Raw genomic sequence first — 23,825 nt, 5'->3', positions numbered from 1 at the left:
CTGCAACACTTACGCCCGGTGGGGCAGGCGCTGAGTGTCAGGCTACCGTCAGCCATTTATCGACGGTGTGGTCATCGAGCTGTTCCATGCTGCCCTGCGCCACATTGCGGCCGCGGTGCAGCAGCAGGAAATAGTCCGCCACGCGACGGATCAGCGACAGGCGCTGCTCCAGCAGCAGGATGGTCAGCCCGTAGTCGAGGTTAAGCCGACGGATCAGATTGCCCATCTCCTCTTCCAGCCACGGCGACATCCCGTCGGTCGGCTCATCCAGAATCAGCAGTTTGGGCTGCAGCACCAGCGCGCGCGCCAGGGCCAGCTGTTGCTGCTGATCGATCGGCAGATCGCCGCTGCGCTGCTGGCGCAGAGAGTAGAGCGCCGGGAAGAGGTCGAACACCATTTCGGGAATGGCGCGATGCCGATCACGCTGGCTGGCACCCGCCAGCAGGGCAATCAGCAGATTATCTTCCACGCTCATCTGGGTAAAAATATGGCGGCCCTGCGGCACATAGCCAATCCCCATCTGCGCCCGCTGTTCAGCCGGTTGCAGCAGCAGATTTTCCGGCGGCGAGCCATCCTCTTTCCAGGAGATAGAGCCGCTGTTAATTGGCAATCTGCCCATGATGCAGTTTACCAGCGTGGTTTTACCCATGCCAGGTCGGCCCAGAATGCCGGTGCAGGTGCCAGGCGACAGATCCAGGTCCACATCCCACAGAATATGGTTTTGACCGTAAAATTGATTTACCGAACGTAAACTCAGCATCTGACACTCTCCTTCCCGATCGTTAGCCTGATTGCTTCCGCGCTCTGTCGTCTGGCAAACAAGTCATCAGCAACGGCAGCCTCGCCATTGCAGCACAGTGCGCGTTTCGCGCGGTGACGCCACTGAACTCCTGCAATTCCCAGGCCAGATCTAAAAACGGCCCTGTTTCCTGCCGGAGCGCCGCGTGTCAGGGAAGAAAGGTGAGAAAAACTTATCAATTCCCCACGGTGACCACGCGCCTGCACTTTTGCAGTGCCCTGGAGCGCTGTTTCTGGTGCAGACGTACTGTAACGTGGCAGGAAGTCCGATTAAGAATCTTAGTATGAGGCGTGCAAATTTGCGTACGGCACCCGGTGACAGATTAAAATTGCAGAATAATCGGTCAGCAGGCAACGCGAAATTTAACGCAAAAAAAATTATTTTCACGGTAGTGAGAAGGCAGGGAAAAATTATACACAGCTGATGGCGTCGGGGCTGCCATCACTTATCCACCATTCCTGTGGATAACCTTGTGCATTAGGTAATGAAAACCAGTTGGAAGCGAGGAAATACGCGGCCTGGTAACATAATGACGAGAATCTGGCCTCATAGCCTTATGTCAGTAAAATCAGTTGTTTATCAAAAAACAAGCCTGAGAATTATCTGTCAGGTAACCGTACTGTAATTTTGTGACACTCTATTGACAAATGTTAAATCAGATCCCTTCCTGGGGATAACATTGCGCAACAAGCTGAGCGATAACGCTGCCAGCCTGCAGGGACATCAGGTGCCATCCTGCTGGCGTTAACATTGCACCAATACTGTTTTTATATCCAGTATTATTTTCTGGCAAAATCACCATAGCAGAGTAAAATAAGTGCCTGCCCGCCGACTTCTCCAGCAGGAACTGCATTCATGAGCAAAGCCTTTAAATTGAACTCCGCCTTTAAACCTTCGGGCGACCAGCCTGAGGCGATACGTCGCCTGGAAGAGGGGCTGGAGGATGGACTGGCCCATCAGACCTTATTAGGCGTAACCGGCTCCGGTAAAACGTTTACCGTCGCCAACGTGATTGCCGACCTCAACCGTCCGACCATGGTGCTGGCACCCAACAAGACGCTGGCCGCCCAGCTCTATGGCGAGATGAAAGAGTTTTTCCCGGATAACGCCGTCGAGTTTTTCGTCTCTTACTACGACTACTACCAGCCTGAAGCCTATGTGCCGAGCTCCGACACCTTTATCGAAAAGGATGCGTCGGTGAACGAACATATCGAACAGATGCGTCTGTCGGCCACCAAGGCGCTGCTGGAACGGCGCGATGTCATTGTGGTGGCGTCGGTTTCGGCTATCTACGGTCTGGGCGATCCCGATCTCTATCTGAAAATGATGCTGCACCTGACCCGCGGCATGATTATCGATCAGCGCAGTATTCTGCGCCGTCTGTCAGAGCTGCAGTACACCCGCAACGACCAGGCGTTCCAGCGCGGCACCTTCCGGGTGCGCGGCGAAGTGATCGATATCTTCCCGGCGGAGTCGGACGATATTGCGCTGCGCGTCGAGCTGTTTGACGAAGAGGTTGAGCGTCTGTCGCTGTTTGACCCGCTGACCGGCCAGATCGATTCGGTCGTGCCGCGCTTTACCATCTACCCCAAGACGCACTACGTCACGCCGCGTGAGCGTATTCTGCAGGCGATGGAAGATATCAAAGTCGAGCTGGCGGACCGCCGCCGGGTGCTGCTGGAGAACAATAAGCTGCTGGAAGAGCAGCGCATTACCCAGCGTACCCAGTTTGACCTGGAGATGATGAGCGAGCTGGGCTACTGCTCCGGCATCGAGAACTACTCACGCTACCTCTCCGCACGCGGACCGGGCGAAGCGCCGCCGACGCTGTTTGACTATCTGCCCGCCGACGGCCTGCTGGTGGTGGATGAGTCGCACGTGACCATTCCGCAGATTGGCGGCATGTATAAAGGCGACCGGGCGCGTAAAGAGACGCTGGTGGAGTATGGCTTCCGCCTGCCGTCGGCGCTGGATAACCGTCCGATGAAGTTTGAAGAGTTTGAGGCACTGGCCCCGCAAACCATCTATGTTTCGGCGACGCCGGGCAAATATGAGCTGGAAAAGTCGGGCGACGAAGTGATCGATCAGGTGGTGCGTCCTACCGGTCTGCTGGATCCGATCATCGAAGTGCGTCCGGTCGGTACCCAGGTCGACGATCTGCTGTCAGAAATCCGTCAGCGCGTGGCGATCAACGAACGTGTACTGGTGACGGTGCTGACCAAACGCATGGCGGAAGATCTCACCGAATATCTGTCTGAGCATGGTGAGAAGGTGCGTTATCTGCACTCCGATATCGACACGGTAGAGCGTATGGAGATTATCCGCGACTTACGTCTGGGCGAGTTTGATGTGCTGGTGGGCATTAACTTACTGCGTGAGGGGCTGGATATGCCGGAAGTGTCGCTGGTGGCGATTCTCGATGCGGATAAAGAGGGCTTCCTGCGCTCCGAACGCTCGCTGATTCAGACCATTGGCCGTGCGGCGCGTAACATCAACGGTAAGGCGATTCTCTACGGGGATAAAATCACGCCGTCGATGGCGCGCGCCATTGAAGAGACCGAGCGCCGCCGTGAGAAACAGCAGCTGCACAACGAAGAGAATGGCATCGTGCCGCAGGGCCTGAATAAGAAGATCACCGATATTCTGGAACTGGGCAAAAACGTGGTGAAAACCCGCGGCAAAGCGAAACCAGCCCGTCCTGGCGAAGCCCAGGCGCTGGCCGATTTCCAGCTGTTAACGCCGCAGGCTCTGCAGAAGAAGATCCACGAGCTGGAAGGGCAGATGCAGCAGCATGCGCAGAACCTGGAGTTCGAACAGGCGGCCAACGTGCGCGATCAGCTGCATGAACTGCGAACGCTGTTTATTGCGGCCTCGTAGCGCCGTTAAAGCCTTGAATGGCGTGTTCCAGCGCCACCCGTAACAGCTGGCGGTCGTGACGATATTGGATATCGGCGGCCTCCAGCGGTTCACGGACAATCAGCCGGTTTTCAATGCCACGGGTGTCCACCGCCGGGCTGACGACCAGCGCATCAATCACCCGCTTGCCGATATAACGCTCCATCATCTGCAGCTTATCAGCCACTGAGAGACTGGCGGCGGCAGGACTCAGCTCGCGGCCCAGATTGCCGATAAAAACCATAGTGGCAGGCGTGCGACGCAAGGCCTGCGCCATCTCTTCCATCAGCAGAATCGGCATCAGGCTGGTGTAAAAGCTGCCGGGTCCAATCAGGATCAGATCCGCTTCACCAATCGCCTGCAGCGCTTCCCGCGTTGGCTGGACGTTGGGATGCAGCATCAGCTCCTGCGGCGGCTGCTTCATCTCGTCAATTGCGGTTTCGCCATAAACCATGTTGCCTTCAACATCCATCGCCACCAAATCCACCGGCTGCTCCGACATCGGGATTAAAAAGGCGTCGACCTTCAGCAGGTTACGGATAATGTTGATCGCTTCCAGCGGACGAACGCTGAGATGATCCAGCGCCCGCAGCATCAGATTACCCAGGTTGTGTCCGGCCAGTTCGCCATTACCGGCAAAACGGTACTCAAACATCGCCGAGGCGACGCTGGGTTCTGCAATCAGCTGGTTAAGGCAGTTACGCATATCGCCCCAGGCGATGCCGCCTTCTGAGCGACGAATACGGCCGGTTGATCCGCCGTTGTCGGTGGTGGTGACGATGCCGGTGAGACGCGAGCCCAGCGAGGAAAGGGCAGACATGACGCGGCCTAAACCGTGTCCGCCTCCCAGTGCCACAACGCGATCAAGATCGGCCAGTGTGCGATTCATACTTCTCCTTAATATCCCTTCGCGTGGCGTGGCTCTAATCGCTAAGCCCGCGCGGATGACTTACGTCAAAATCTGGATCGCATTTTAACGTATCCTGTCGCGAAAATGCGGTGAAAATTCGATATGTATAAGAATATATAGCGAAAACAGCAAATGGAAGAGTGACGAAAATCACGCTACCATCATGCTTACCGCGCTGATCAACGGGTCAGCGTACACTCAAGCCTGAATGCCTACGTCTGCGGATAGGGGGTTCAGGCCGTAGCCATCGAGCTGCCAGGGTGCAGGAAGAAATGACTGCATCTCCCAATCTGGAAAGGTGTTCTGGTGTCACAATTTACTGATGCATACGCGCGTAAGTTCTATTACCTGCGCCTGTCGGTCACGGATGTCTGTAATTTCCGCTGTACCTACTGTCTTCCTGACGGCTACAAGCCGCAGGGAATTCGTAACAAAAGCTTTCTCTCGCTGGATGAAATCCGCCGCGTCACGCGGGCCTTTGCCGCTGCCGGAACGGAAAAAGTGCGGCTGACCGGCGGTGAGCCATCGCTGCGCCGCGATTTCACCGACATCATTGCGGCGGTGCGCGAAAACGCCTCCATTCGCCAGATCGCGGTAACCACCAATGGCTACCGGCTGGCACGTGACGTGAAACAGTGGCGTGACGCGGGGTTAACCGCACTCAACGTCAGCGTCGACAGCCTGGATGCCCGTCAGTTTCACGCCATTACCGGTCAGGATAAATTCCATCAGGTCATGAGCGGTATTGATGCTGCCCTCGACGCCGGTTTTCGCCAGGTCAAAGTCAACAGCGTGCTGATGCGCGATCTCAACAGCCGTAATCTGGCTACGTTCCTCGACTGGATCCGCACCCGTCCGATTCAGCTGCGCTTTATCGAACTGATGGAGACCGGCGACGGCGGCACGCTGTTCCGCGATCAGCACGTTTCCGGCATGGTCATCCGCGATCAGCTGATCGCCCAGGGCTGGCAGCGTCGGGAGAGCGGACGCAGCGACGGCCCGGCGCAGGTCTTTTACCATCCCGATTATGTCGGCGAGATTGGTCTGATCATGCCCTACGCCAAAGATTTCTGTGCCAGCTGCAACCGTCTGCGCGTTTCGGCGCACGGTAATCTGCACCTTTGCCTGTTTGGTGACGGCGGTGTGCCGCTGCGCGATCTGCTGGCGTCAGACGACCAGCAGGCCGAACTGCAGGCGCGCATCGCCAGCAGCCTGGGGCAGAAAAAGCAGACGCACTTTCTGCATCAGGGCAACACCGGCATCACACAGAATCTCTCTTACATTGGCGGCTAATTTCAGGAGGCAGTATGGGTAAACCAGCCAGCGAATTTCAGGCAGTGCAGATTGCGGTGATGACCGTGTCAGATCGTCGCGATGCCAGTGACGATACCTCCGGCGACTATCTGCGCGAAGCCGCAGTGGAAGCGGGGCATGAGGTGGTCGATCACGCCATCGTGCCGGATAATCTCTATCGTATTCGCGCCACCGTGTCGCGCTGGATCGCCAGTGAAGATGTTCAGGTCGTGATTATTAATGGCGGAACCGGCTTTAACCTGAAAAACAGCACGCCGGAAGCGCTGCTGCCGCTGTTCGACCGCGAGATTGATGGATTTGGCGAACTGTTCCGGATGATCTCCTATGAAGAGATTGGCGGTTCGACATTGCAGTCTCGCGCGATTGCCGGTCTGGCTAATCAGACGCTGATCCTGGCCGTGCCGGGTTCCACCAGCGCCTGCCGCACCGCCTGGGAACGCATTATCGCTGACCAGCTTGATGCGCGCACCGCGCCCTGTAATTTTGTCTCACATCTCAAGAAACGGTAAGTATGTCTCAACTCACACACATTAACGCCGCGGGCGAAGCGCACATGGTGGATGTCTCCGCCAAGGCGGAAACCGTGCGCGAAGCGCGGGCAGAAGTGCTGGTGCTGATGCAGCCGGAAACGCTGCAGATGATTATCGAAGGCAGTCACCACAAAGGGGATGTCTTTGCCACCGCGCGCATCGCCGGTATTCAGGCGGCGAAACGCACCTGGGAACTGATTCCGCTCTGTCATCCGCTGATGCTGAGCAAAGTGGAAGTGAACCTGGAGGCTGAACCGGACCACAGCCGGGTCCGCATCACCACGCTCTGTCGCCTGACCGGCAAAACCGGCGTGGAGATGGAAGCGCTGACGGCCGCGTCGGTTGCCGCGCTCACCATCTACGACATGTGCAAAGCGGTGCAGAAAGATATCGTTATCGATCAGCTGCGGTTAATCAGCAAGAGCGGTGGCAAAAGCGGCGATTTCCAGGCGGTCGCGCATGATTAAGGTGCTGTTTTTCGCCCAGGTACGTGAGCTGACCGGCACCTCATCGCTTGAGGTCGGTGCTGATTATACGGATGTGGCCGCGCTGCGCAGTGCGCTGGCAGATCGCGATGACCGCTGGGCGCTGGCGCTCGAGTCGGGCAAGCTGCTGGCGGCGGTGAATCAGATGCTGGTACCGATGAGTCATCCGCTGCACGCCGGTGATGAAGTGGCCTTCTTCCCGCCCGTGACCGGAGGCTAAGATGGAAACGCAGATTCGCGTCGGCCCCGCGCCCTTTGATATGGCGGAAGCGTATCGCTGGCTGGCGGCCTGTGATGAAGATGGTGCGGTAGTGACCTTTACCGGCAAAGTCCGTAACCACAATCTGGGCAACGACGTCGCGGCACTGACGCTGGAGCACTATCCCGGCATGACCGAAAAAGCGCTGCAGGAGATTGTTGATGCGGCGCGCGAACGCTGGCCGCTGCAGCGCGTCACGGTGATCCATCGCGTGGGCGAACTGTTTCCCGGCGATGAAATCGTGCTGGTGGGCGTGACCAGTGCCCATCGTGGCAGCGCCTTTTCCGCTGCAGAGTTCATCATGGATTACCTGAAAACCCGCGCGCCGTTCTGGAAGCGAGAAGCGACAGAGCAGGGCGATCGCTGGGTGGATGCCCGCGACAGCGACCACCAGGCGGCTCAGCGCTGGGACTAAGCTGCATTAACGGCTTAGCGGGCAGAAGTGTCTGCGCCCGCTGAGCCGTTAACCGCAGACACGCCGCGGCCCGCATCCCCGGACATCACGACGCTTAGCGCGGGATTAAGGCTGCTTTAGCTGCTCAGCCGCCCCAAACCCGGTCTGACCGTGGCTGTGTTCGCCGCCGCCGGCGGTGCGCTTCAGCTGGATGACCTGGCCCTGTTGCCAGGCATTGGCACCTGCCGCGGCAGGATGCGCCACGATATCCGCACGCTGGGCGCGGATTTTTTTGCTGTCGACGTCAAAACGACGATCGCGGTCCGCCAGCAGTCGCGAGTCCATCTGACCATCCTCCGTAAAGCCCATCATCAGCGCCGGAATGCCGATCGGCAGCGTTTTGTCGCGATCGGTATGCCAGGTGTGCCAGGTTTTCCCGTAGGTGTTCACAATGCGCTTCATCAGGGCGTGGTCGGCGGCTTCCGGTAAGCCTGGTGCAATCAGCGTGCCCGATTTCACCTCATACTGATGGCTGTGCCAGAGCTTCTTCTCTTCGGGCGGCAGGGTGTTAAACAGCCGTTCGCTGATAATGTACTCCACGCCCATCAGCCGTGCATCGCGCGTGTTGCCGTCGTAAATCACCGCCTGCATCACATCGTCGTTCAGCACGGTGACATAGTGGTGCGCCTCCATCTGACCGTTCTTATCGCCGTTATAAAAATGGAATCCGTCAAGATAGGTGTTGATGGCGTCGATGGGCGGACGTGACTGCATCACGCTGGCGCCGGTCTCCAGCACCTTAAGCGAGGAGGAGGTGGGGGCGCCCGGAGATTTTACCTGGGCAGGCGTATTATTGGCGCCGCAGCCGGTTAATAACAGGCTGAACGCCGCAACAGGCCAGAGTTTAAACATCGTAAGTTCCTTTAACGGTAAAAAAGATAACCTTAGTTCAGTTCTCGCCTGCCTGTGAAACTCTGGCAATGGTAGAGTAGAGCTTTGGTTCATTCTGAGGACAGGCATGTCATCCACCCCGATTCTGCAACGTCTGACACTGGTCGCCGCACTGGTGCTGGCAGGTTGTAGCAGCAAGAAAACCCCTGAGGCGCCGGTGCGGCAGCCTGAAGATGTCAAAGCGCAGATCCAGCGGCTGCTGCCGTCGCACGTCAGCAATAAAGCGGCGTGGAGCGACGATATCTACACCACCTTCCGCACTCAGCAGATCGATCCCAGCGCCAGCAACCTCTGCGCGGTGATCGCCGTGGCGGATCAGGAGAGCAACTTCAGCGCCGAGGCCGCCGTGCCGGGTCTGCCAAAAATCGCCTGGGGCGAGATCAATCGCCGTGCGGCGCAGGTGCACGTTCCGGCATTCCTGGTGCGTACCGCGCTGCAGATCAAATCGCCCACCGGTGAAAGCTACGCCGCCCGGCTGGACAAAGTGCGCAGTGAGAAAGAGCTGAGCGCTATTTTCGATGACCTGATCGATATGGTGCCGATGGGCCAGACGCTGTTTGGTAATCTCAATCCAATCCACACCGGCGGGCCGATGCAGGTCAGCATTGCGTTTGCCGAAGCGCATGCCAAAGGCTACCCGTGGCCGATCGATGGCACCATCCGGCGTGAAGTCTTTACCCGTCATGGCGGGATCTACTTCGGGACGATGCACCTGCTCGGCTATCCGGCTGACTACAGCCAGCCGCTCTACCGCTTTGCCGACTACAATGCGGGCTGGTATGCCAGCCGCAATGCGGCCTTCCAGGCGGCGGTGTCGCGCGCCACCGGCATGAAGCTGGCGCTGGATGGCGATCTGATTCTTTATGGATCGGATGCGGCGGGCGGCACCGAACTGGCGGTGCGCACGCTGTCGAAGCAGATCGATATGAGCAACAGTGACATTCGCCGCGATCTGGAGAAAGGGGAGAAAGCGTCGTTCAGCGACAGCGAACTCTGGAAACAGGTCTTTACCCTGGCGGATAAAATGGCGGGTAGAAAGTTACCGCGTGAAATGCTGCCGGGCATCAAGCTGGAAAGCCCGAAAATTACCCGTAATCTCACCACGGCGTGGTTTGCGCAGCGTGTCGACAGCCGTTATCAGCAGTGCCTGTCGCGACGTTAAGCGGCATGTTGTGGCGCAGTTGAGCTGAGCTGTGCCACACTTAGAGCCAGTTCCGGGCGACTTTTATTGTTATTCTGGCCCTGAACTGTGCGCATCCTCATAAGGCCGTATGAGCCCGTGGCGGTTGTGTCGCGCTGTCGCTGGCCCAACGGGCTGAAACAGAAACAACGTATGCCTGCCAGACCAGGTTATTCATCCGGTTCCCTGTGTGGGGCCGGTCCTAATCCGTTTAACAAGAGGTGCATCATGGACCGATATCCACGAAATGATTCCATCGTTCAATCCGCATCTCGCGGTTTACAAGCCTATATGGCGCAGGTCTATGGCTGGATGACCTGCGGTCTGTTACTGACGGCGTTTGTCTCCTGGTACGCTGCGCGCACGCCAGCGATCATGGAGCTGGTGTTTGCTAACCGCATCACCTTCTTCGGACTGATTATCGTGCAGCTGGGGCTGGTCTTCTTCCTGTCAGGCATGGTGCATCGCCTGAGCGGGGCCGTGGCAACCGGGCTGTTTATGCTCTACTCGGCGCTGACCGGCCTGACCATGGCGAGTATCTTCCTGGTTTACACTAACTCCTCGATCGCCAGCACCTTCTTTATCACGGCGGGGATGTTTGGCGCGATGAGCTTCTACGGCTATACCACCAAACGCGATCTCAGCCGTTTTGGCAGCCTGCTGTTTATGGCGCTGATTGGCATCGTGCTGGCGTCGCTGGTGAACTTCTGGCTGAAAAGCCCGGCGCTGATGTGGGCGATTACCTACATCGGGGTGGTGGTGTTTGTGGGGTTAACGGCCTATGACACGCAGAAGCTGAAAAATATCGGTGAGCAGATCGATGCCCGCGATACGGAAAACCTGCGTCGCTACTCGATTATGGGCGCACTGACGCTGTATCTCGACTTTATCAACCTGTTCCTGATGCTGCTGCGGATTTTCGGCAACCGCCGTTAAGCCTGAGGGAGTAGCGGGGGAGGCGCACTGTCTGCGCCTCCCCTTTTTTATTACGACTTCTGCAACTTCTGCTCGTTCTTCTGACGCAGATGCTTCGCCCGACTCTCCAGCCCCAGATAGAGCACCAGCGCTAACAGCAGCGGCAGGATAAAGTAGAGCACGCGATAAGCCAGCAGCGCCGCAATGATAGTGCCATGCGAAGCGTGCTGACCGCTGAGTAAGGCCAGGAAGACCGCTTCCAGTACGCCAATGCCCGCCGGAATATGAATGATTACCCCGGCAATACTGCTGATCAGCAGCACGCCCAGCACCATCGGATAACCGACGTCTCGTCCCAGCAGCAGCCAGATAATCGCCCCCATCACCATCCAGTTGGCACAGGAAACCGCAAATTGCAGCAGCGCCATGCGCAGCGAGGGCAGCTGCAGCGTCTGGCCTTTTACCGTCCAGCGACGCTGCTTTGAGAAGGCACAGGCCCAGAGGTAGACCGCCACCAGCACCAGCAGAGCGCCACCAATCAGCCGCAGGGTGGTTTCACCAATAAACCAGCCGCTGGGGATCGACACCATGCCCGCACTGAATACCACGCCCGCCAGCAGAATATAGCCCAGCCAGTTAGTGGCGATGCTCAGAGAGAAGATGCGGGTGATGGTGCCGCTATCCAGCCCTAACCGTGAATAGAGCCGGTAGCGCATCGCGACGCCACCCACCCAGGTGCTCAGCGTCAGGTTGAAGGCGTAACAGATAAACGACACCAGCATCACCTGCCGCTTCGCCAGCTTATGGCCGCAGTAAGCGCGTCCAATCAGGTCATAGCAGCCATATACCAGGTAACTCAGCACCACCAGTCCGGCGGCGGTCAGTACCACAAAGCGGTTGTAGTTAACGATGACGTCATAAACATCTTCCCAGTTCACTTTGCGGGCATAGACCACCAGCAGAACCACCACCGCGATGAAAAAGAGTACGGTGAGGATTTTTTTCGCCAGTTGCCAGCGTGGATGTTTTTTTGCCATCAGGATTTTGCTCCCGGGTTATCAGTTTCAACGCGATCCTGCGTCTCCATTTCAGGCTGTACCGGCTCACCCACCTGGGCCAGCAGCGGCGTATGCGCCGGCAGCCAGCCAGCGATGGCCGGGAAATGGCGCAGGAAGTGGAATACCACCACGCTTTTACTCAGTTGCCACCAGTTGCGCGGCGGTAAGCGATCTTCCTGCACGCGCTGGCAATCGTTGGCCAGCAGCGCTTCCAGGTTATCACGCAGCGTCTGGTTAAACGGTCTGTCGTGGATGATCAGATTGGCTTCAAGGTTAAGTGACAGGCTAAGCGGATCGAGATTGCTGGAGCCGACGGTGGCCCAGTAGTCGTCTTTTACCGCGATCTTGCCGTGCAGCGGGCGACGGATATATTCGTAAACTTCAACGCCGCCATCGACCAGATAGTTGTAGAGCAGCTCCGCGCCCACTTTCACAATCGGCATATCCGGTTCGCCCTGCACAATCAGTCGCACCCGGACGCCACGCTGCGCGGCGTTGCGCATCTCACGCAGCAGCCGGTAACCCGGGAAGAAGTAGGCATTGGCGATAATCACATCCCGCTTCGCCTCACGCAGCATCTCCAGGTAGTGGACTTCGATGTCGTCACGATGCTCGTCGTTATCGCGATAAACATAGAGCACCTGAGCATCGCCTGGCGTGGCGTTGACCGCCGGACGATGAGAGCGCGATCCCCACCAGCGGCGGGTATTCTGTTCGCTGCCAATCGCCTGTTGCAGATAGCGGGCGATGTCACCCACCACCGGGCCTTTGACCTGTACCGCATAATCCTGTTTCGCTTCCGGGCCATAATCCGTGTTGTGCTCGGCCGAGAAGTTAATGCCGCCCACAAAGGCCACCACGTCATCCACCACCACGGTTTTGCGGTGCAGGCGGCGGAAAACGTTGGTGCGCATCCCCATCACCAGCGGACGCGGATCGTAATAGATGAAACGCACGCCAGCGCTGGTCAGGCTGTTAACAAATTTGTCGGAGAGTTCGGCAGAGCCATAACCATCGACCATCACTTCGACCCGCACGCCGCGCTGGGCTGCCGCCAGCAGTTCGCGGTGCAGGGCGTTGCCCACGTCATCCTCAAACAGAATAAAGGTTTCGATTAATACCGTACGTTCCGCCCGCTGAATGGCGCCAAAGACCCGCGGGAAAAACGCTTCGCCATTTTCCAGCAACAGCAGCCGGTTGCCTTCCTGCCAGCTAAAATTCATAGGTGAATCTCCACCGCCAGCGGCGCATGGTCGGAAAGATGGGACCAGGGCTTGCGCGGCAGCGCCCACGGATGACTGACGGTGGCGTTGCGGACATAGATGCGGTCGAGCCGCAGGATCGGGAAGCGCGCCGGGAAGGTGCGCGCCGGGCGTCCGGTTTTCATACTGAATACCTCTTTCAGGCCTGCGCCATGTTTCAGAATGGAGTTAGCGCGTCGCTGCCAGTCGTTGAAATCGCCCGCCACCACCACCGGCGCGTCGGGCGGCAGTGAGTTAACCATTTCACATATTTTCTTCATCTGCGCGTGACGATGGGCCACTTTCAGACCCAGATGAACGCAGATGACATGCAGCGTGCCGTGCGGCTCGGGCAGGGCGATCTGGCAGTGCAGCATGCCGCGATTTTCACTGCCCGCCACCGAGATATCCCGGTTCTCATAGTCGGCGATCGGGAAGCGAGACAGCACCGCATTGCCGTGATGCCCCTCCGGATAGACCGCATTACGCCCATAGGCGAAATCGTTCCATATGGTGTCGGCCAGAAACTCATAATGAGGAGAATCGGGCCACTCCTCATGGTTAATGGAGTGGATGGCATGCGTGCCCATCACCTCCTGCAGAAAGACCACATCCGCCTCCGTTGCGCGAACGGCGTCGCGTAATTCGGGCAGGATGAAGCGGCGATTGAAAGGGGCGAAACCCTTATGTGTATTGATCGTCAGGACTTTTATTGAAAATCCTTGCTTGTTTTGTGGCATACTCGCGACGCACTCCTTTTCATCATCAATAGAATCAAAGTGTAGTCTTTGTCACAAATGGGTGGTGAAAGAGGGCGAAAATTAGGGCGTTATCCGAAAATTGTTTTACATTGAGGAAATCGTTTCCGGCTTGTGCCGGTAGCACTTGGGCGACCTGTTGGGTCTGCCAGGAGAACTGAATGAAATGGTCTAATCGTATTCAAATTATCACGGGTCAAACGTTGTTGCATATTGCTATGCATCTGCTGGTGATCGCTGCACTGATCTGGGGCTGGAAGCACAAAGCGCTGGTTGATGTCTGCAGTACGCTGGTGGCGATGTACGCACTGGTTTTTGTTGCCATGCTGGTGACACAGCGCATTGCCCGTTTACGTACTCTCGGCGATTATCTTGAAGAAGCGACCACCACTTACTACTTTGGCGCCGCCATGATGACACTGTTCCTGGTGTCGCGGATTTACCACAACAACCTGCTGCTGGCGTGTCTCGGCGTAGTGATGTTGCTGGGTCCGGCGCTGGTCTCGCTGCTGGTGAAAGAGCCACCGCGACGAATCGAAAACAAACGTAGTTAAGTTGAAGGCCACCGGAAGGTGGCCTTCCTGTTTTCAGGCGGTTAAGTTGTGTCAGGAAATGTGAGCTATCTCGCACACTTCTCTTAAAGCTGTTACACTCGCCCGCTTACGCATCGTAGTTTGCGCCCTTTTCACGCGTCAGCCCTGGCTGGCGTCACTATCCCTCTGAAAACTACACCGTGAATCACGGTCAGAGCGGACCGGAGTAAATCACTTAATGTCTTTTGACTCTCTCGGCCTGAGTGCCGATATTTTGCGCGCGGTCGCCGAACAAGGCTACAGCGAACCCACACCTATCCAGCGCCAGGCGATTCCTGTTGTGCTGGCAGGCCGCGATCTGCTGGCGAGCGCCCAGACCGGCACCGGCAAAACAGCCGGCTTTACCTTACCGATGTTACAAAAACTCTCTGCCACTGCCACGCCCATCCGCGGTCGTCGCCCGGTGCGCGCCCTGATCCTGACCCCAACCCGTGAGCTCGCGGCGCAGGTCGGCGAAAACGTCAGCGACTACAGCAAATATCTCTCGCTGCGTTCCATGGTGGTGTTTGGTGGCGTCAGCATCAATCCACAGATGGTAAAACTGCGTGGCGGCGTCGATATCCTGGTGGCAACGCCTGGACGCCTGCTGGATCTGGCACAACAGAATGCGGTTGACCTGTCACAGGTCGAAATTCTGGTGCTGGATGAAGCGGACCGTATGCTGGATATGGGCTTTATCCACGACATCCGTCGCGTACTGGCGCGTCTGCCGGCCAAACGTCAGAACCTGCTGTTCTCTGCCACCTTCTCTGATGAGATCAAAGGCCTGGCTGAGAAACTGCTGACCAACCCGGAAATGATTGAAGTGGCTCGCCGCAACACCGCCTCCGAGCAGGTCGCGCAGCAGGTGGCTTTCGTTGATAAGAAGCGTAAGCGTGAATTGTTGTCTCAGCTGATTGGCGAAGGCAACTGGCAGCAGGTGCTGGTCTTCACCCGGACCAAACACGGCGCGAACCACCTTGCCGAGCAGCTGGGTAAAGATGGTATCTCCGCTGCCGCGATCCACGGCAACAAGAGCCAGGGTGCACGTACCCGTGCGCTGGCCGACTTTAAGTCAGGCGGAATTCGCGTCCTGGTTGCCACCGATATCGCGGCCCGTGGCCTGGATATCGAAGAGCTGCCACACGTCGTGAACTATGAGCTGCCTAACGTCGCCGAAGATTACGTTCACCGCATTGGTCGTACCGGCCGTGCGGCGGCAACCGGTGTCGCACTGTCACTGGTCTGCGTCGATGAGCATAAACTGCTGCGTGATATCGAACGTCTGCTGAAGCGTGAAATCCCGCGTCTGGCCGTTGAGGGTTATGAACCCGATCCGAGCATCAAAGCGGAGCCGATCATCAACGGTCGTCAGCAGCAGTCTCGCGGCGGTGCAGGCGGCGGTGGCGGCGGCCGTGGTCGCAGCCAGGGCGGACAGGGTGCAGGCGCATCGCGCTCATCTTCATCCGGCGAAAAGCGTCCTCAGGCGCGTCGTCAGAGCCAGGCCGCTCCTCAGGGCGATAGGCCCGCAGCCCGTCCGCGTCGTCCGGCAGCAGCGAAGCGTACCGGAAACGTCTGAGTATGAGGGTTTTACTGGCACCGATGGAGGGCGTGCTGGATTCACTGGTGCGCCAGCTGTTATCGGAAGTAAACGACTACGATCTCTGCATCACTGAGTTTTTGCGCGTGGTCGATCAACTGCTGCCGGTAAAATCTTTCTACCGTCTCTGCCCCGAACTGCATAACGCCAGCCGCACGCCTTCCGGCACGCGGGTGCGTATGCAGCTGCTGGGGCAGCATCCCGAATGGTTAGCCGAAAACGCCGCACGTGCGGTGGAACTGGGCTCATGGGGTGTGGATCTCAACTGTGGTTGTCCTTCTAAACTGGTCAACGGCAGCGGAGGCGGCGCAACTCTTCTTAAAGATCCCGATCTGATCTATCGCGGCGCGAAAGCGATGCGTGAAGCGGTGCCTGAAGATTTGCCGGTAACGGTAAAAGTTCGGCTCGGCTGGGACTCCAGCGCCCGCAGTCTGGAGATTGCCGATGCGGTGCAACAGGCCGGTGCCAGCGAGCTGGCGGTGCATGGACGAACCAAAGAAGAGGGCTACCGTGCAGAGGCGATTAACTGGCAGGCGATTGGCGACATTCGTCAGCGGCTGCGCATTCCGGTGATTGCCAATGGCGAAATCTGGGACTGGCAAAGCGCGCAACACTGTATGGCGGTAACCGGCTGCGATGCGGTGATGATTGGCCGTGGCGCACTGAACATCCCCAACCTGAGCCGGGTAGTGAAATATAACGAACCGCCGATGGCCTGGCCTGATGTGGTGCGGTTATTACAGAAATACAGCCGGCTGGAAAAGCAGGGCGATACCGGCCTCTACCACGTGGCGCGTATCAAACAGTGGCTCGGTTATCTGCGTAAAGCCTATGGCGAAGCCGATGGCTTATTCAGCGAAATCCGTGCGTTAAAATCGTCGGGCGACATTGCACAGGCGATTGATCGTCACGCGCATGTTCATGGTTTGTGATAAAAAATCAGGCGACCCTTTAGCGGCCTGACGGTATAGTGGGAAAAATTTCCTGGACCCCTTGCCTGCTATGTCTGACTCCGCTGTGTTGAGCAACAGCCAGCTCAACAAACGAATCCTCTCCGTTATTATCTTCACCTTCTTCTGCTATCTCTCTGTCGGACTGCCGCTGGCCGTGCTGCCAGGCTTCGTCAAAAATCATCTTGGCTTCAGCTCCTTTATCGCCGGACTGATTATCAGCATTCAATACTTTGCGACGCTGCTCAGCCGTCCGCAGTCGGGCCGTCTGGCCGATCGCCTTGGGCCAAAGCGGGTGGTGATGCTGGGACTGCTCTGCTGCGGCATGAGCGGGGTGCTGACTATCGTGGCCGCACTGCTGAGCGGCTGGCCGTGGCTGAGTCTGGCGCTGCTGGCCATCGGGCGGTTGTTTCTCGGCGTGGGTGAAAGCTTCAGCAGCACCGGCTCAACCCTGTGGGGCATGAACATCGTCGGGCCAATGCAGACCGCGCGCGTGATCTCCTGGAACGGTGTTGCGACCTATCTGGCAATGGCCGTCGGTGCACCGCTGGGCGTGCTGCTGAACAGTGAATTTGGTATGAGTGGATTTGCCGGGCTGATTGCGCTGATGGGCGTGGCGGGCTATCTGATGGCCAGCCGCAAACCGGCGGTGACGGTCAGTGTGGGCGAGCGCATTCCGTTTCACCGCGTCTTCTCCCGCGTCTGGCTCTATGGCCTGGCGCTGGGCTTCGGCACCATCGGTTTTGGCGTTATCGCCACCTTTATCACCCTCTATTTTGCCAGCCGTGACTGGCAGGGCGCGGCCTATGCGCTGACGCTGTTCAGCCTGGGTTTTGTGCTGGTGCGTCTGGGGTTTGGTCGCTTTATTACCCGTTTCGGCGGGCTGCGCGTGTCGCTCTTCTCTTTCCTGCTGGAGTGCCTGGGACTGCTGATTATCTGGCAGGCGGACAGCGCCTGGCTGGTAGGGGCGGGCGCATTCCTCACCGGCAGCGGATTTTCGCTGGTCTTTCCGGCGCTGGGCGTTGAGGCGGTTAAACGGGTTGAGCGTCAGGATCAGGGCTCTGCGCTGGGCACCTATTCCGCTTTTCTCGATCTGGGCCTGGGCTTAACCGGCCCGGTGGCGGGATTGCTTATCGGACACTGGGGGATGCAGTCAGTCTATCTGGCGGCGGCGTTGATGGTGCTGGGAGCGCTGCTGATTACCCTGCGGCTTTACTGGCAGCAGCGGCTTATCGCCTGAATGACGATAAGCCGTAGACCGTTAAAAATGGCTGAACGCCCAGTAGAGCAGGGCAGAGAGCAGAATAGATACCGGCAGCGTTAAAATCCAGGCGACGGCCAGGTTACGCAGCGTCGAGAGCTGCAAGCCGGAACGGTTCGCCGCCATAGTGCCCGCTACGCCGGATGAGAGCACGTGAGTGGTGGAAACCGGTAAACCGAAACCGTCTGCCGCGCCAATGGTCATCATCGCCACCAGTTCGGCGCTGGCGCCCTGGGCATAGCTCAGATGGGTTTTACCGATTCGTTCTCCCACTGTGACCACAATCCGGCGCCAGCCGACCATGGTGCCCAGTCCCAGCGCAATCGCCACCACCACTTTCACCCACATCGGAATAAAGCGGGTGGCGCTGTCGAGTTCCGTTTTCACAGCCTTGAGATTGCGTTCCGTCTCCTGCGGCAGTCTGACCTCGGCGCTCTGCAGATGCTTGATCGATTCTGACGCCAGATACATCTGGTTGCGGGTATTGGTCACCGCCTGAGCTGGAATGTTTTCCATTGAACCGTAACGACGAATCTCATCACCGACTTCGCGCAGCGTCATCGCCAGCGCGGGCAGCACGTCGGGATTCATGCTGTTGCTGCCAACAAAGCCAGTCAGTACCTCACGGGCCGGAGGAGGGTTCGCCGAAGCGGGTTGCAGTTGCAGCAGTTGATGGGCGGTCACTTCGTTCAGCGCCGCGACGCGCGGGATCTGATCGGGTGGCAGCGATCGGTTCAGGGCGTAGGCGATCGGCATGGTGCCCACCAGGATCAGCATAATCAGCCCCATCCCTTTCTGACCATCGTTGGAGCCGTGCGCAAACGACACGCCGGTACAGGTCAGGATCAGCAGGCCGCGGATCCAGACCGGTGGCGGCTGATTGCTTTCCGGCGCCTGATAAAGCTGGCGATTGCGGATAAACAGTTTCATCACCCACAGCAGCAGCCCGGCGCAGACAAAGCCGACCACCGGCGACAGCAGTAGTGCATAGCCGACCTTCAGTGCCTGATCCCAGTCAACCCCGCTCAGACCGCTGCGTCCGTGCAGCATCGCATTGGCAACGCCGACGCCGATGATCGAGCCGATCAGCGTATGGGACGACGACGACGGTAGCCCTAAATACCAGGTGCCCAGGTTCCAGATAATCGCTGAGAAGAGCAGCGCATAGACCATGGCAAACCCGCTGCCGCTGCTGGCCTGCAGGATCAACTCCACCGGCAGCAGTGAGATAATGCCAAACGCCACCACGCCGCTGGAGAGCAGCACACCCAGAAAGTTACAGAAACCGGACCAGACCACCGCGACGCCGGGCGTCAGCGAATGGGTGTAGATCACGGTCGCCACGGCATTGGCGGTATCGTGAAAGCCATTCACGAACTCAAAGCCGAGCGCAATCAGCAGAGCCAGCCCCAGCAGAAAGAACGGCAGATAGCTGGTGACCGGCATATTGGTCTCTTCAACATCGCTGACCAGATTGAGGCCAGCGAACGCCAGTCCGGCAACCAGCAGAATAAAGAACAGCGGTTTACTGAAACGGCTATTTTTGCCGTTGAAATCGGGGCGACCTCGGGCTGATGAGGAGGAGAGACTGTTTTCGCTCATGGTGTACCTCTGGTGGCTGATGCCGGATGCTGATTTGCACCGGGTCAACGCAGTGTGATACGCGCTTTATATGACAGATTAATGATCGTCGGACGGGGCATTCTGAGCGGAGTGCGGGGAAAAACGCGGAAACGCAGGCAATAAAAAAGCCAGCGACAGGCGCTGGCTTCTGCAAGCAGGGCGGCAATTACGAGCTGGTATTGGCCGCGGCTGCAGGGGCTGCTGGTGTTACCGGAGCGGCCGGTGAGGCTGGCTCAGTGGCCGGCTGCTGTGGCTGCGCGGCATCACTGTTTGCACCCTGAGAGGTGACTGGCGTCATTGGCTCTTCCTGTGGCACAGCCTGCGGGTTTTCCGGCATCGGAACTGGCGCAGTCTGGATGTTGTTCTCCACGCCGTTCACTTTTACTGGCATACCGGTACGGCCCTGAATCGCGCCATTAACCTGATCCTGATTGACGCTGGCATCAACCAGAACTTTGCTCACCGCCTGATTCAGCGTAATCGGCACCAGCTCACGCGAGTTGAACTGCTCTTCGGTGGTCGACAGCGGGTTATGCACTTCTACATACCGTGAACCGTCTGGCTCCACGGTCGCTTTTACCGGCTGATCAACGAACTGTACGCGCGTACCGACCGGCACGTTCTGATACAGCCATTTGATATCGTCAGCGCGCAGACGCACACAACCATGGCTCACGCGCAGGCCGATACCGAAGTTGGCGTTGGTGCCGTGAATCGCATAGAGGCGACCGATATAGAGCGCATACAGGCCCATCGGGTTGTCCGGGCCTGGCGGGAAGACCGCTGGCAGGGTTTCACCGCGCGCCGCGTAATCCGCATGCATGCCTTTGGTTGGCGTCCAGGTCGGGCCATCTTTTTTACGTTCTACCGCTGTGGTCCAGTTAATCGGGGTATCTTTACCCAGTTCACCGATACCAATAGGCAACACCACCACGGTTTTGCTGCCTTTCGGATAGTAGTAAAGACGCATCTCCGCGCTGTTAATCACAATGCCTTCACGCGGTGCGTCCGGCAGGATCAGCTGCTGTGGGATGATCATTTTGCTGCCAGCCTTAGGCAGATAAACGTCAACGCCCGGATTGGCTTCCAGCATATTGCTGAGGCCCATCTGGTACTGCGCCGCAAAAGCTTCCAGCGGCAGTTTGCTGTCTTCAGGGACAGTAATTTCGATATTTTCGCCGATCAGACGACTGTTGGCCGGCGGTAACGGGTAAACCACAGCAAAGGCTGACTGGCTGAAGGCCGCCAGAGCCAGTGCGATTGAAGCGAAAGCGCGAATGATTTTCATATTTTACAATTCTTTATCGCCATATTTCAGGCTGTTCAGTGTGTCGAATTCATGCTGGCCAATGTGACCTGCTGCGCATTATATGTTCATTAATCTGACGTTGTGAATCGGGATTTTAACCTGCCTGCAATACTTTACGTAAATTCACCGCGGATGTTAGCGCATTTCCGGAAAGCAGGGCGCTAAAAATGGGGCTTTCCGGGCTTATCGCTGACTAAGGTTGCCACTGTGTTTGTTCGCCGCTGAGTTTGCGGTTCAGGAAAAAGGCGGCACTGATTAACGCCAGATGGGTCAGCGCCTGCGGCGTGTTGCCCAGCGCATGGCCGTGGCTGTCAAACTCCTCCGCGTAGAGGCCCAGTGGATTGGCGTAGCTCAGCAACTTTTCAAATTCAAAATGCGCTTCCTGAATCCGGCCCGCGCGCGCCAGACACTCGACATACCAGAAGGAGCAGGCTCCGAACGACCCTTCTGAGCCTTTCAGGCCATCGGCGGGCGTCTCATGCGTATTGTAACGGCGCACCATACCGTCGCTGACCAGATTGGTTTTGATCGCATCCAGCGTGGCAATCCAGTCCGGGTCGGTGGCTCCCACAAAACGCACCAGCGGCATCAGCAGCATTGAGGCGTCGAGATGCTCGCCATGACGGGTCGAAGAGAAGTGACCCCGCTCACTGTTCCAGAAGTTAGCCCAGATATCCTCGCGGATCTCCCGGCGCGCCCGATCCCAGCGTTCATAAGGCATCGGCAGCGATCGCTTCATGCCCAGACGCAGCGCGCGATCCATCGCCACCCAGCACATCAGACGCGAGTGCAGGAAATGTTCCGGTTCACCGCGCATCTCCCAGATACCGGCATCGGGCTGATCCCAGTTATCACACAGCCAGTCGATCATTTTGACGACATGTTCCCAGCCGCGCTGGGAGATCGCCTCACCATATTTATTGGCCAGATAGACCGCATCCATCAGCTCGCCATAGATGTCGAGCTGGGTCTGCTGCCAGGCGTCATTGCCGATGCGCACCGGACGGGAGTCGGCATAGCCGGAGAGATTCAGCAGCTCCATCTCGTGCAGTTCGGTGCCGCTGTCCAGCCGGTACATGACCTGCAGGCGCATCTCATCGTGATGGCTGTTTTCAACGCAGCGACCAACCCAGTGGGTAAAGTGTTTGGCTTCATCGATATAGCCCAGCCGCATCAGGGCATACATGCTGAACGAGGCGTCACGGATCCAGGAGGCGCGATAGTCCCAGTTGCGTTCACCGCCCAGCTCTTCGGGCAGGCCAAAGGTCGCTGCCGCCGCAATAGAGCCGTGCTGATGTGAGGTCAGCAGTTTGAGGACCAGCGCCGAACGCTGCACCATTTCGCGCCAGCGTCCCTGATAGTTACTGTGGGCGCTCCAGCGTCGCCAGTAGTTCAGCGTCTCTTCAAAGCAGTGTTCGGTGGTCAGCGCTTCGATATGCGCATCATCCACGCTGCCAAATTCAAACTGCGCATGTTCACCGGGTTGTAACGTGAAGAGGGCGGTCGCGCTCTCATCCTCCAGCGTCATCGCCACGCTGGCGGCGAGGCGCAGCGACGGCTGGCCCTCGGCATGAAAATCGATACAGCCGTTGTGCGCCTCTGCACGGGTCTGCGCCCGGGCGTAGTCGTGACGCGGTGAACAGCGCAGGCTAAAGGTCGCGCTGCCGCGAACCATTTTGACCCGCCGGATCAGACGCGGCAGCTTGTCCTTGTCATCACAAATCGGCATGTAGTCGGTGATCTCCGCCACGCCTTCATCATCCAGCCAGCGGGTCTGCAGGATGTTGGTATCGGGCAGGTAGAGCTGCTGACGTCGCGCATTGGGCCAGTCCGGGGCCAGGGAGAAAAGCCCGGCATCATCGCTGTCGAGCAGGGCGGCAAAGACCGACGGGCTGTCGAGTTCCGGCCAGCAGAGATAATCAATGGTGCCATCATTCGCGACCAGTGCGCAGGTGCGCAAATCTCCGATCACGCCATGGTCTTCAATCTTACGTTTTACCTTACTCATCCTCATCTCCCTGTCAGTGTCCATCCTAACTATAGCTGAGCCATCTGATGCGGCTTCGTTTGGGCACAGATGGTTAACGTACGGTTGAATGAGGCAGGGAAGGGGTGAGGGCGGGTGAGACATGGGAAATCGCCAGCAGGGTCGCCTGGCGCTGCTCAGCGTCGGCGACCCTTACCACCGGTCAGCTCACTCTCATAGACGATGGCGTCTGCTGGCGAATCCGTGGTTCATTTATTCCTGATCGGCACGACGATTGTGCCAGCGGCGGATCACCCAGCGCAGCGCAAAGGCGAATACCACTGCGCCGACCAGCCACAGCAGATGCTTCAGATGCTGGTCGAGTTTATGCAGCCACGGCGCGATGATGCCGCCCGCGAAATAACCCAGGGTGACAAAGATCAGCGCCCAGATGGCCGCCCCGATGACGTTAAGAATAAAAAATTTCATCGGATTAAGGCGGCTGGCCCCGATGATGATTGGGCCAATCAGTCGAAAGCCATACATAAAGCGCACGCCAATCACAAACAGGCTGGGACGGCGTTTAATCAGGCGGTTCGCCTTGACCACTTTATCCTGATGCTTTTTAAAGCGGCGCAGGATCTGTGTGCCCCAGCGGCGACCGACCCAGTAGAGCAGTTGATCGCCGACAATACCGCCACCCATTGCGGCCAGCACCACTCCCACGTAATGCAGCAGCCCCTCATGCGCGGCGACGCCGCCCAGCAACGTAAATGTTTCCCCCTCGGCGATACAGCCAATAAAAAGTGCCAGATAACCGTACTGCGTAATTAATGCGTTGATATCCAGATGCAA

Annotated in this window: 23 protein-coding genes and 1 riboswitch; of the genes, 12 read left to right on the top strand and 11 right to left on the bottom strand. The window is 57.9% G+C overall.

What is annotated here, in order from left to right:
- Positions 1 to 37: 37 nt before the first annotated feature.
- Both ACVKSX_RS07180 and ACVKSX_RS07175 read right to left on the bottom strand, forming a co-directional pair.
- Positions 38 to 760: an ABC transporter ATP-binding protein gene (locus tag ACVKSX_RS07180; protein WP_354438507.1), complete on the bottom strand. Its 723-nt coding sequence runs from the start codon at positions 758 to 760 to the stop codon at positions 38 to 40.
- A 694-nt stretch (positions 761 to 1,454) separates the two neighbouring features.
- A complete protein-coding gene (locus ACVKSX_RS07175; RefSeq protein ID WP_022626015.1) occupies positions 1,455 to 1,652 on the bottom strand; it encodes a hypothetical protein in 198 nt (65 codons plus the stop codon).
- Between the two features lie 2 nt (positions 1,653 to 1,654).
- Between ACVKSX_RS07175 and uvrB the strand changes: the two genes are divergently transcribed.
- Positions 1,655 to 3,676, top strand: a complete 2,022-nt coding sequence (uvrB, locus tag ACVKSX_RS07170) for an excinuclease ABC subunit UvrB (protein ID WP_010260230.1) — start codon at positions 1,655 to 1,657, stop codon at positions 3,674 to 3,676.
- On the opposite strand, the gene ACVKSX_RS07165 is transcribed toward uvrB, so the two are convergent.
- A complete protein-coding gene (locus tag ACVKSX_RS07165; protein WP_354438506.1) occupies positions 3,660 to 4,583 on the bottom strand; it encodes a gluconeogenesis factor YvcK family protein in 924 nt (307 codons plus the stop codon). The genes uvrB and ACVKSX_RS07165 overlap by 17 nt on opposite strands.
- A gap of 204 nt (positions 4,584 to 4,787) precedes the next feature.
- Positions 4,788 to 4,921, top strand: a riboswitch (molybdenum cofactor riboswitch).
- Here ACVKSX_RS07165 and moaA point away from each other — a divergent pair.
- From moaA to moaE, 5 genes are all read left to right on the top strand, one after another.
- Positions 4,911 to 5,897 (top strand): GTP 3',8-cyclase MoaA, encoded by a 987-nt coding sequence (gene moaA / locus ACVKSX_RS07160; protein ID WP_022626014.1) that lies wholly within the window; start codon positions 4,911 to 4,913, stop codon positions 5,895 to 5,897. It overlaps the preceding riboswitch by 11 nt.
- Before the next feature lie 14 nt (positions 5,898 to 5,911).
- Positions 5,912 to 6,427 carry a molybdenum cofactor biosynthesis protein B gene (gene moaB / locus ACVKSX_RS07155; protein ID WP_010669676.1) on the top strand — a complete coding sequence of 172 codons (516 nt, stop codon included), beginning with the start codon at positions 5,912 to 5,914 and terminating at the stop codon, positions 6,425 to 6,427.
- Positions 6,428 to 6,429: 2 nt separating this feature from the next.
- Complete coding sequence (moaC, locus tag ACVKSX_RS07150) at positions 6,430 to 6,915, top strand: cyclic pyranopterin monophosphate synthase MoaC (RefSeq protein WP_010260240.1); 486 nt, start codon at positions 6,430 to 6,432, stop codon at positions 6,913 to 6,915.
- Positions 6,908 to 7,153, top strand: coding sequence for a molybdopterin synthase sulfur carrier subunit (gene moaD / locus ACVKSX_RS07145; protein WP_354438505.1), 246 nt, complete (start codon positions 6,908 to 6,910; stop codon positions 7,151 to 7,153). Before moaC ends, moaD begins: the two co-directional genes overlap by 8 nt.
- 1 nt (position 7,154) lies before the next feature.
- Positions 7,155 to 7,607, top strand: coding sequence for a molybdopterin synthase catalytic subunit MoaE (moaE, locus tag ACVKSX_RS07140; protein ID WP_010260246.1), 453 nt, complete (start codon positions 7,155 to 7,157; stop codon positions 7,605 to 7,607).
- A gap of 105 nt (positions 7,608 to 7,712) precedes the next feature.
- On the opposite strand, the gene ACVKSX_RS07135 is transcribed toward moaE, so the two are convergent.
- Entirely contained in the window at positions 7,713 to 8,498 is a 786-nt protein-coding gene (locus ACVKSX_RS07135; protein ID WP_022626011.1) for an OBAP family protein, read from the bottom strand.
- 106 nt (positions 8,499 to 8,604) lie between these two features.
- On the opposite strand from ACVKSX_RS07135, the gene ACVKSX_RS07130 reads away from it, so the two are divergent.
- Complete coding sequence (locus tag ACVKSX_RS07130) at positions 8,605 to 9,699, top strand: DUF1615 domain-containing protein (RefSeq protein WP_010669679.1); 1,095 nt, start codon at positions 8,605 to 8,607, stop codon at positions 9,697 to 9,699.
- A gap of 246 nt (positions 9,700 to 9,945) precedes the next feature.
- Positions 9,946 to 10,653, top strand: a complete 708-nt coding sequence (locus ACVKSX_RS07125) for a Bax inhibitor-1/YccA family protein (protein WP_010260256.1) — start codon at positions 9,946 to 9,948, stop codon at positions 10,651 to 10,653.
- A gap of 50 nt (positions 10,654 to 10,703) precedes the next feature.
- Here the strand turns inward: ACVKSX_RS07125 and ACVKSX_RS07120 are convergent, their stop codons facing one another.
- Genes ACVKSX_RS07120 through ACVKSX_RS07110 form a run of 3 tightly spaced genes read right to left on the bottom strand, consistent with a single transcriptional unit; the run spans position 10,704 to position 13,671 of the window.
- A complete protein-coding gene (locus ACVKSX_RS07120; protein WP_033757029.1) occupies positions 10,704 to 11,669 on the bottom strand; it encodes a lysylphosphatidylglycerol synthase domain-containing protein in 966 nt (321 codons plus the stop codon).
- Entirely contained in the window at positions 11,669 to 12,913 is a 1,245-nt protein-coding gene (clsB, locus tag ACVKSX_RS07115; RefSeq protein WP_010260263.1) for a cardiolipin synthase ClsB, read from the bottom strand. Before clsB ends, ACVKSX_RS07120 begins: the two co-directional genes overlap by 1 nt.
- Positions 12,910 to 13,671: an endonuclease/exonuclease/phosphatase family protein gene (locus tag ACVKSX_RS07110; RefSeq protein ID WP_061901646.1), complete on the bottom strand. Its 762-nt coding sequence runs from the start codon at positions 13,669 to 13,671 to the stop codon at positions 12,910 to 12,912. Before ACVKSX_RS07110 ends, clsB begins: the two co-directional genes overlap by 4 nt.
- Before the next feature lie 179 nt (positions 13,672 to 13,850).
- On the opposite strand from ACVKSX_RS07110, the gene ACVKSX_RS07105 reads away from it, so the two are divergent.
- The 4 genes from ACVKSX_RS07105 (at position 13,851) to ACVKSX_RS07090 (ending at position 18,051) form a co-directional block, all read left to right on the top strand.
- Positions 13,851 to 14,243, top strand: a complete 393-nt coding sequence (locus tag ACVKSX_RS07105; RefSeq protein ID WP_010669681.1) for a YbhQ family protein — start codon at positions 13,851 to 13,853, stop codon at positions 14,241 to 14,243.
- A 217-nt stretch (positions 14,244 to 14,460) separates the two neighbouring features.
- Positions 14,461 to 15,840 carry an ATP-dependent RNA helicase RhlE gene (gene rhlE / locus ACVKSX_RS07100; RefSeq protein ID WP_022626008.1) on the top strand — a complete coding sequence of 460 codons (1,380 nt, stop codon included), beginning with the start codon at positions 14,461 to 14,463 and terminating at the stop codon, positions 15,838 to 15,840.
- Positions 15,841 to 15,842: 2 nt separating this feature from the next.
- Positions 15,843 to 16,793, top strand: a complete 951-nt coding sequence (gene dusC, locus ACVKSX_RS07095) for a tRNA dihydrouridine(16) synthase DusC (RefSeq protein WP_010260276.1) — start codon at positions 15,843 to 15,845, stop codon at positions 16,791 to 16,793.
- Between the two features lie 70 nt (positions 16,794 to 16,863).
- Complete coding sequence (locus ACVKSX_RS07090) at positions 16,864 to 18,051, top strand: MFS transporter (protein ID WP_010260279.1); 1,188 nt, start codon at positions 16,864 to 16,866, stop codon at positions 18,049 to 18,051.
- Positions 18,052 to 18,072: 21 nt separating this feature from the next.
- Here the strand turns inward: ACVKSX_RS07090 and ACVKSX_RS07085 are convergent, their stop codons facing one another.
- The 4 genes from ACVKSX_RS07085 to ACVKSX_RS07070 all read right to left on the bottom strand — a co-directional run bounded on the left by ACVKSX_RS07085 (position 18,073) and on the right by ACVKSX_RS07070 (position 23,825).
- Positions 18,073 to 19,674, bottom strand: coding sequence for an inorganic phosphate transporter (locus ACVKSX_RS07085; protein WP_060679790.1), 1,602 nt, complete (start codon positions 19,672 to 19,674; stop codon positions 18,073 to 18,075).
- A gap of 187 nt (positions 19,675 to 19,861) precedes the next feature.
- Positions 19,862 to 20,983 (bottom strand): L,D-transpeptidase family protein, encoded by a 1,122-nt coding sequence (locus ACVKSX_RS07080; protein ID WP_354438504.1) that lies wholly within the window; start codon positions 20,981 to 20,983, stop codon positions 19,862 to 19,864.
- A 214-nt stretch (positions 20,984 to 21,197) separates the two neighbouring features.
- On the bottom strand, positions 21,198 to 23,012 hold the full coding sequence (locus tag ACVKSX_RS07075) for a glycoside hydrolase family 15 protein (RefSeq protein ID WP_010260291.1): 1,815 nt from the start codon (positions 23,010 to 23,012) through the stop codon (positions 21,198 to 21,200).
- A gap of 231 nt (positions 23,013 to 23,243) precedes the next feature.
- Entirely contained in the window at positions 23,244 to 23,825 is a 582-nt protein-coding gene (locus tag ACVKSX_RS07070; protein WP_010260294.1) for a DedA family protein, read from the bottom strand.

The sequence above is a fragment of the Pantoea sp. PvP021 genome (assembly GCF_054056055.1).
The sequence above is the reverse complement of the archived record's forward strand: the minus strand, read 5'-3'. Positions and strand labels throughout refer to the sequence as shown.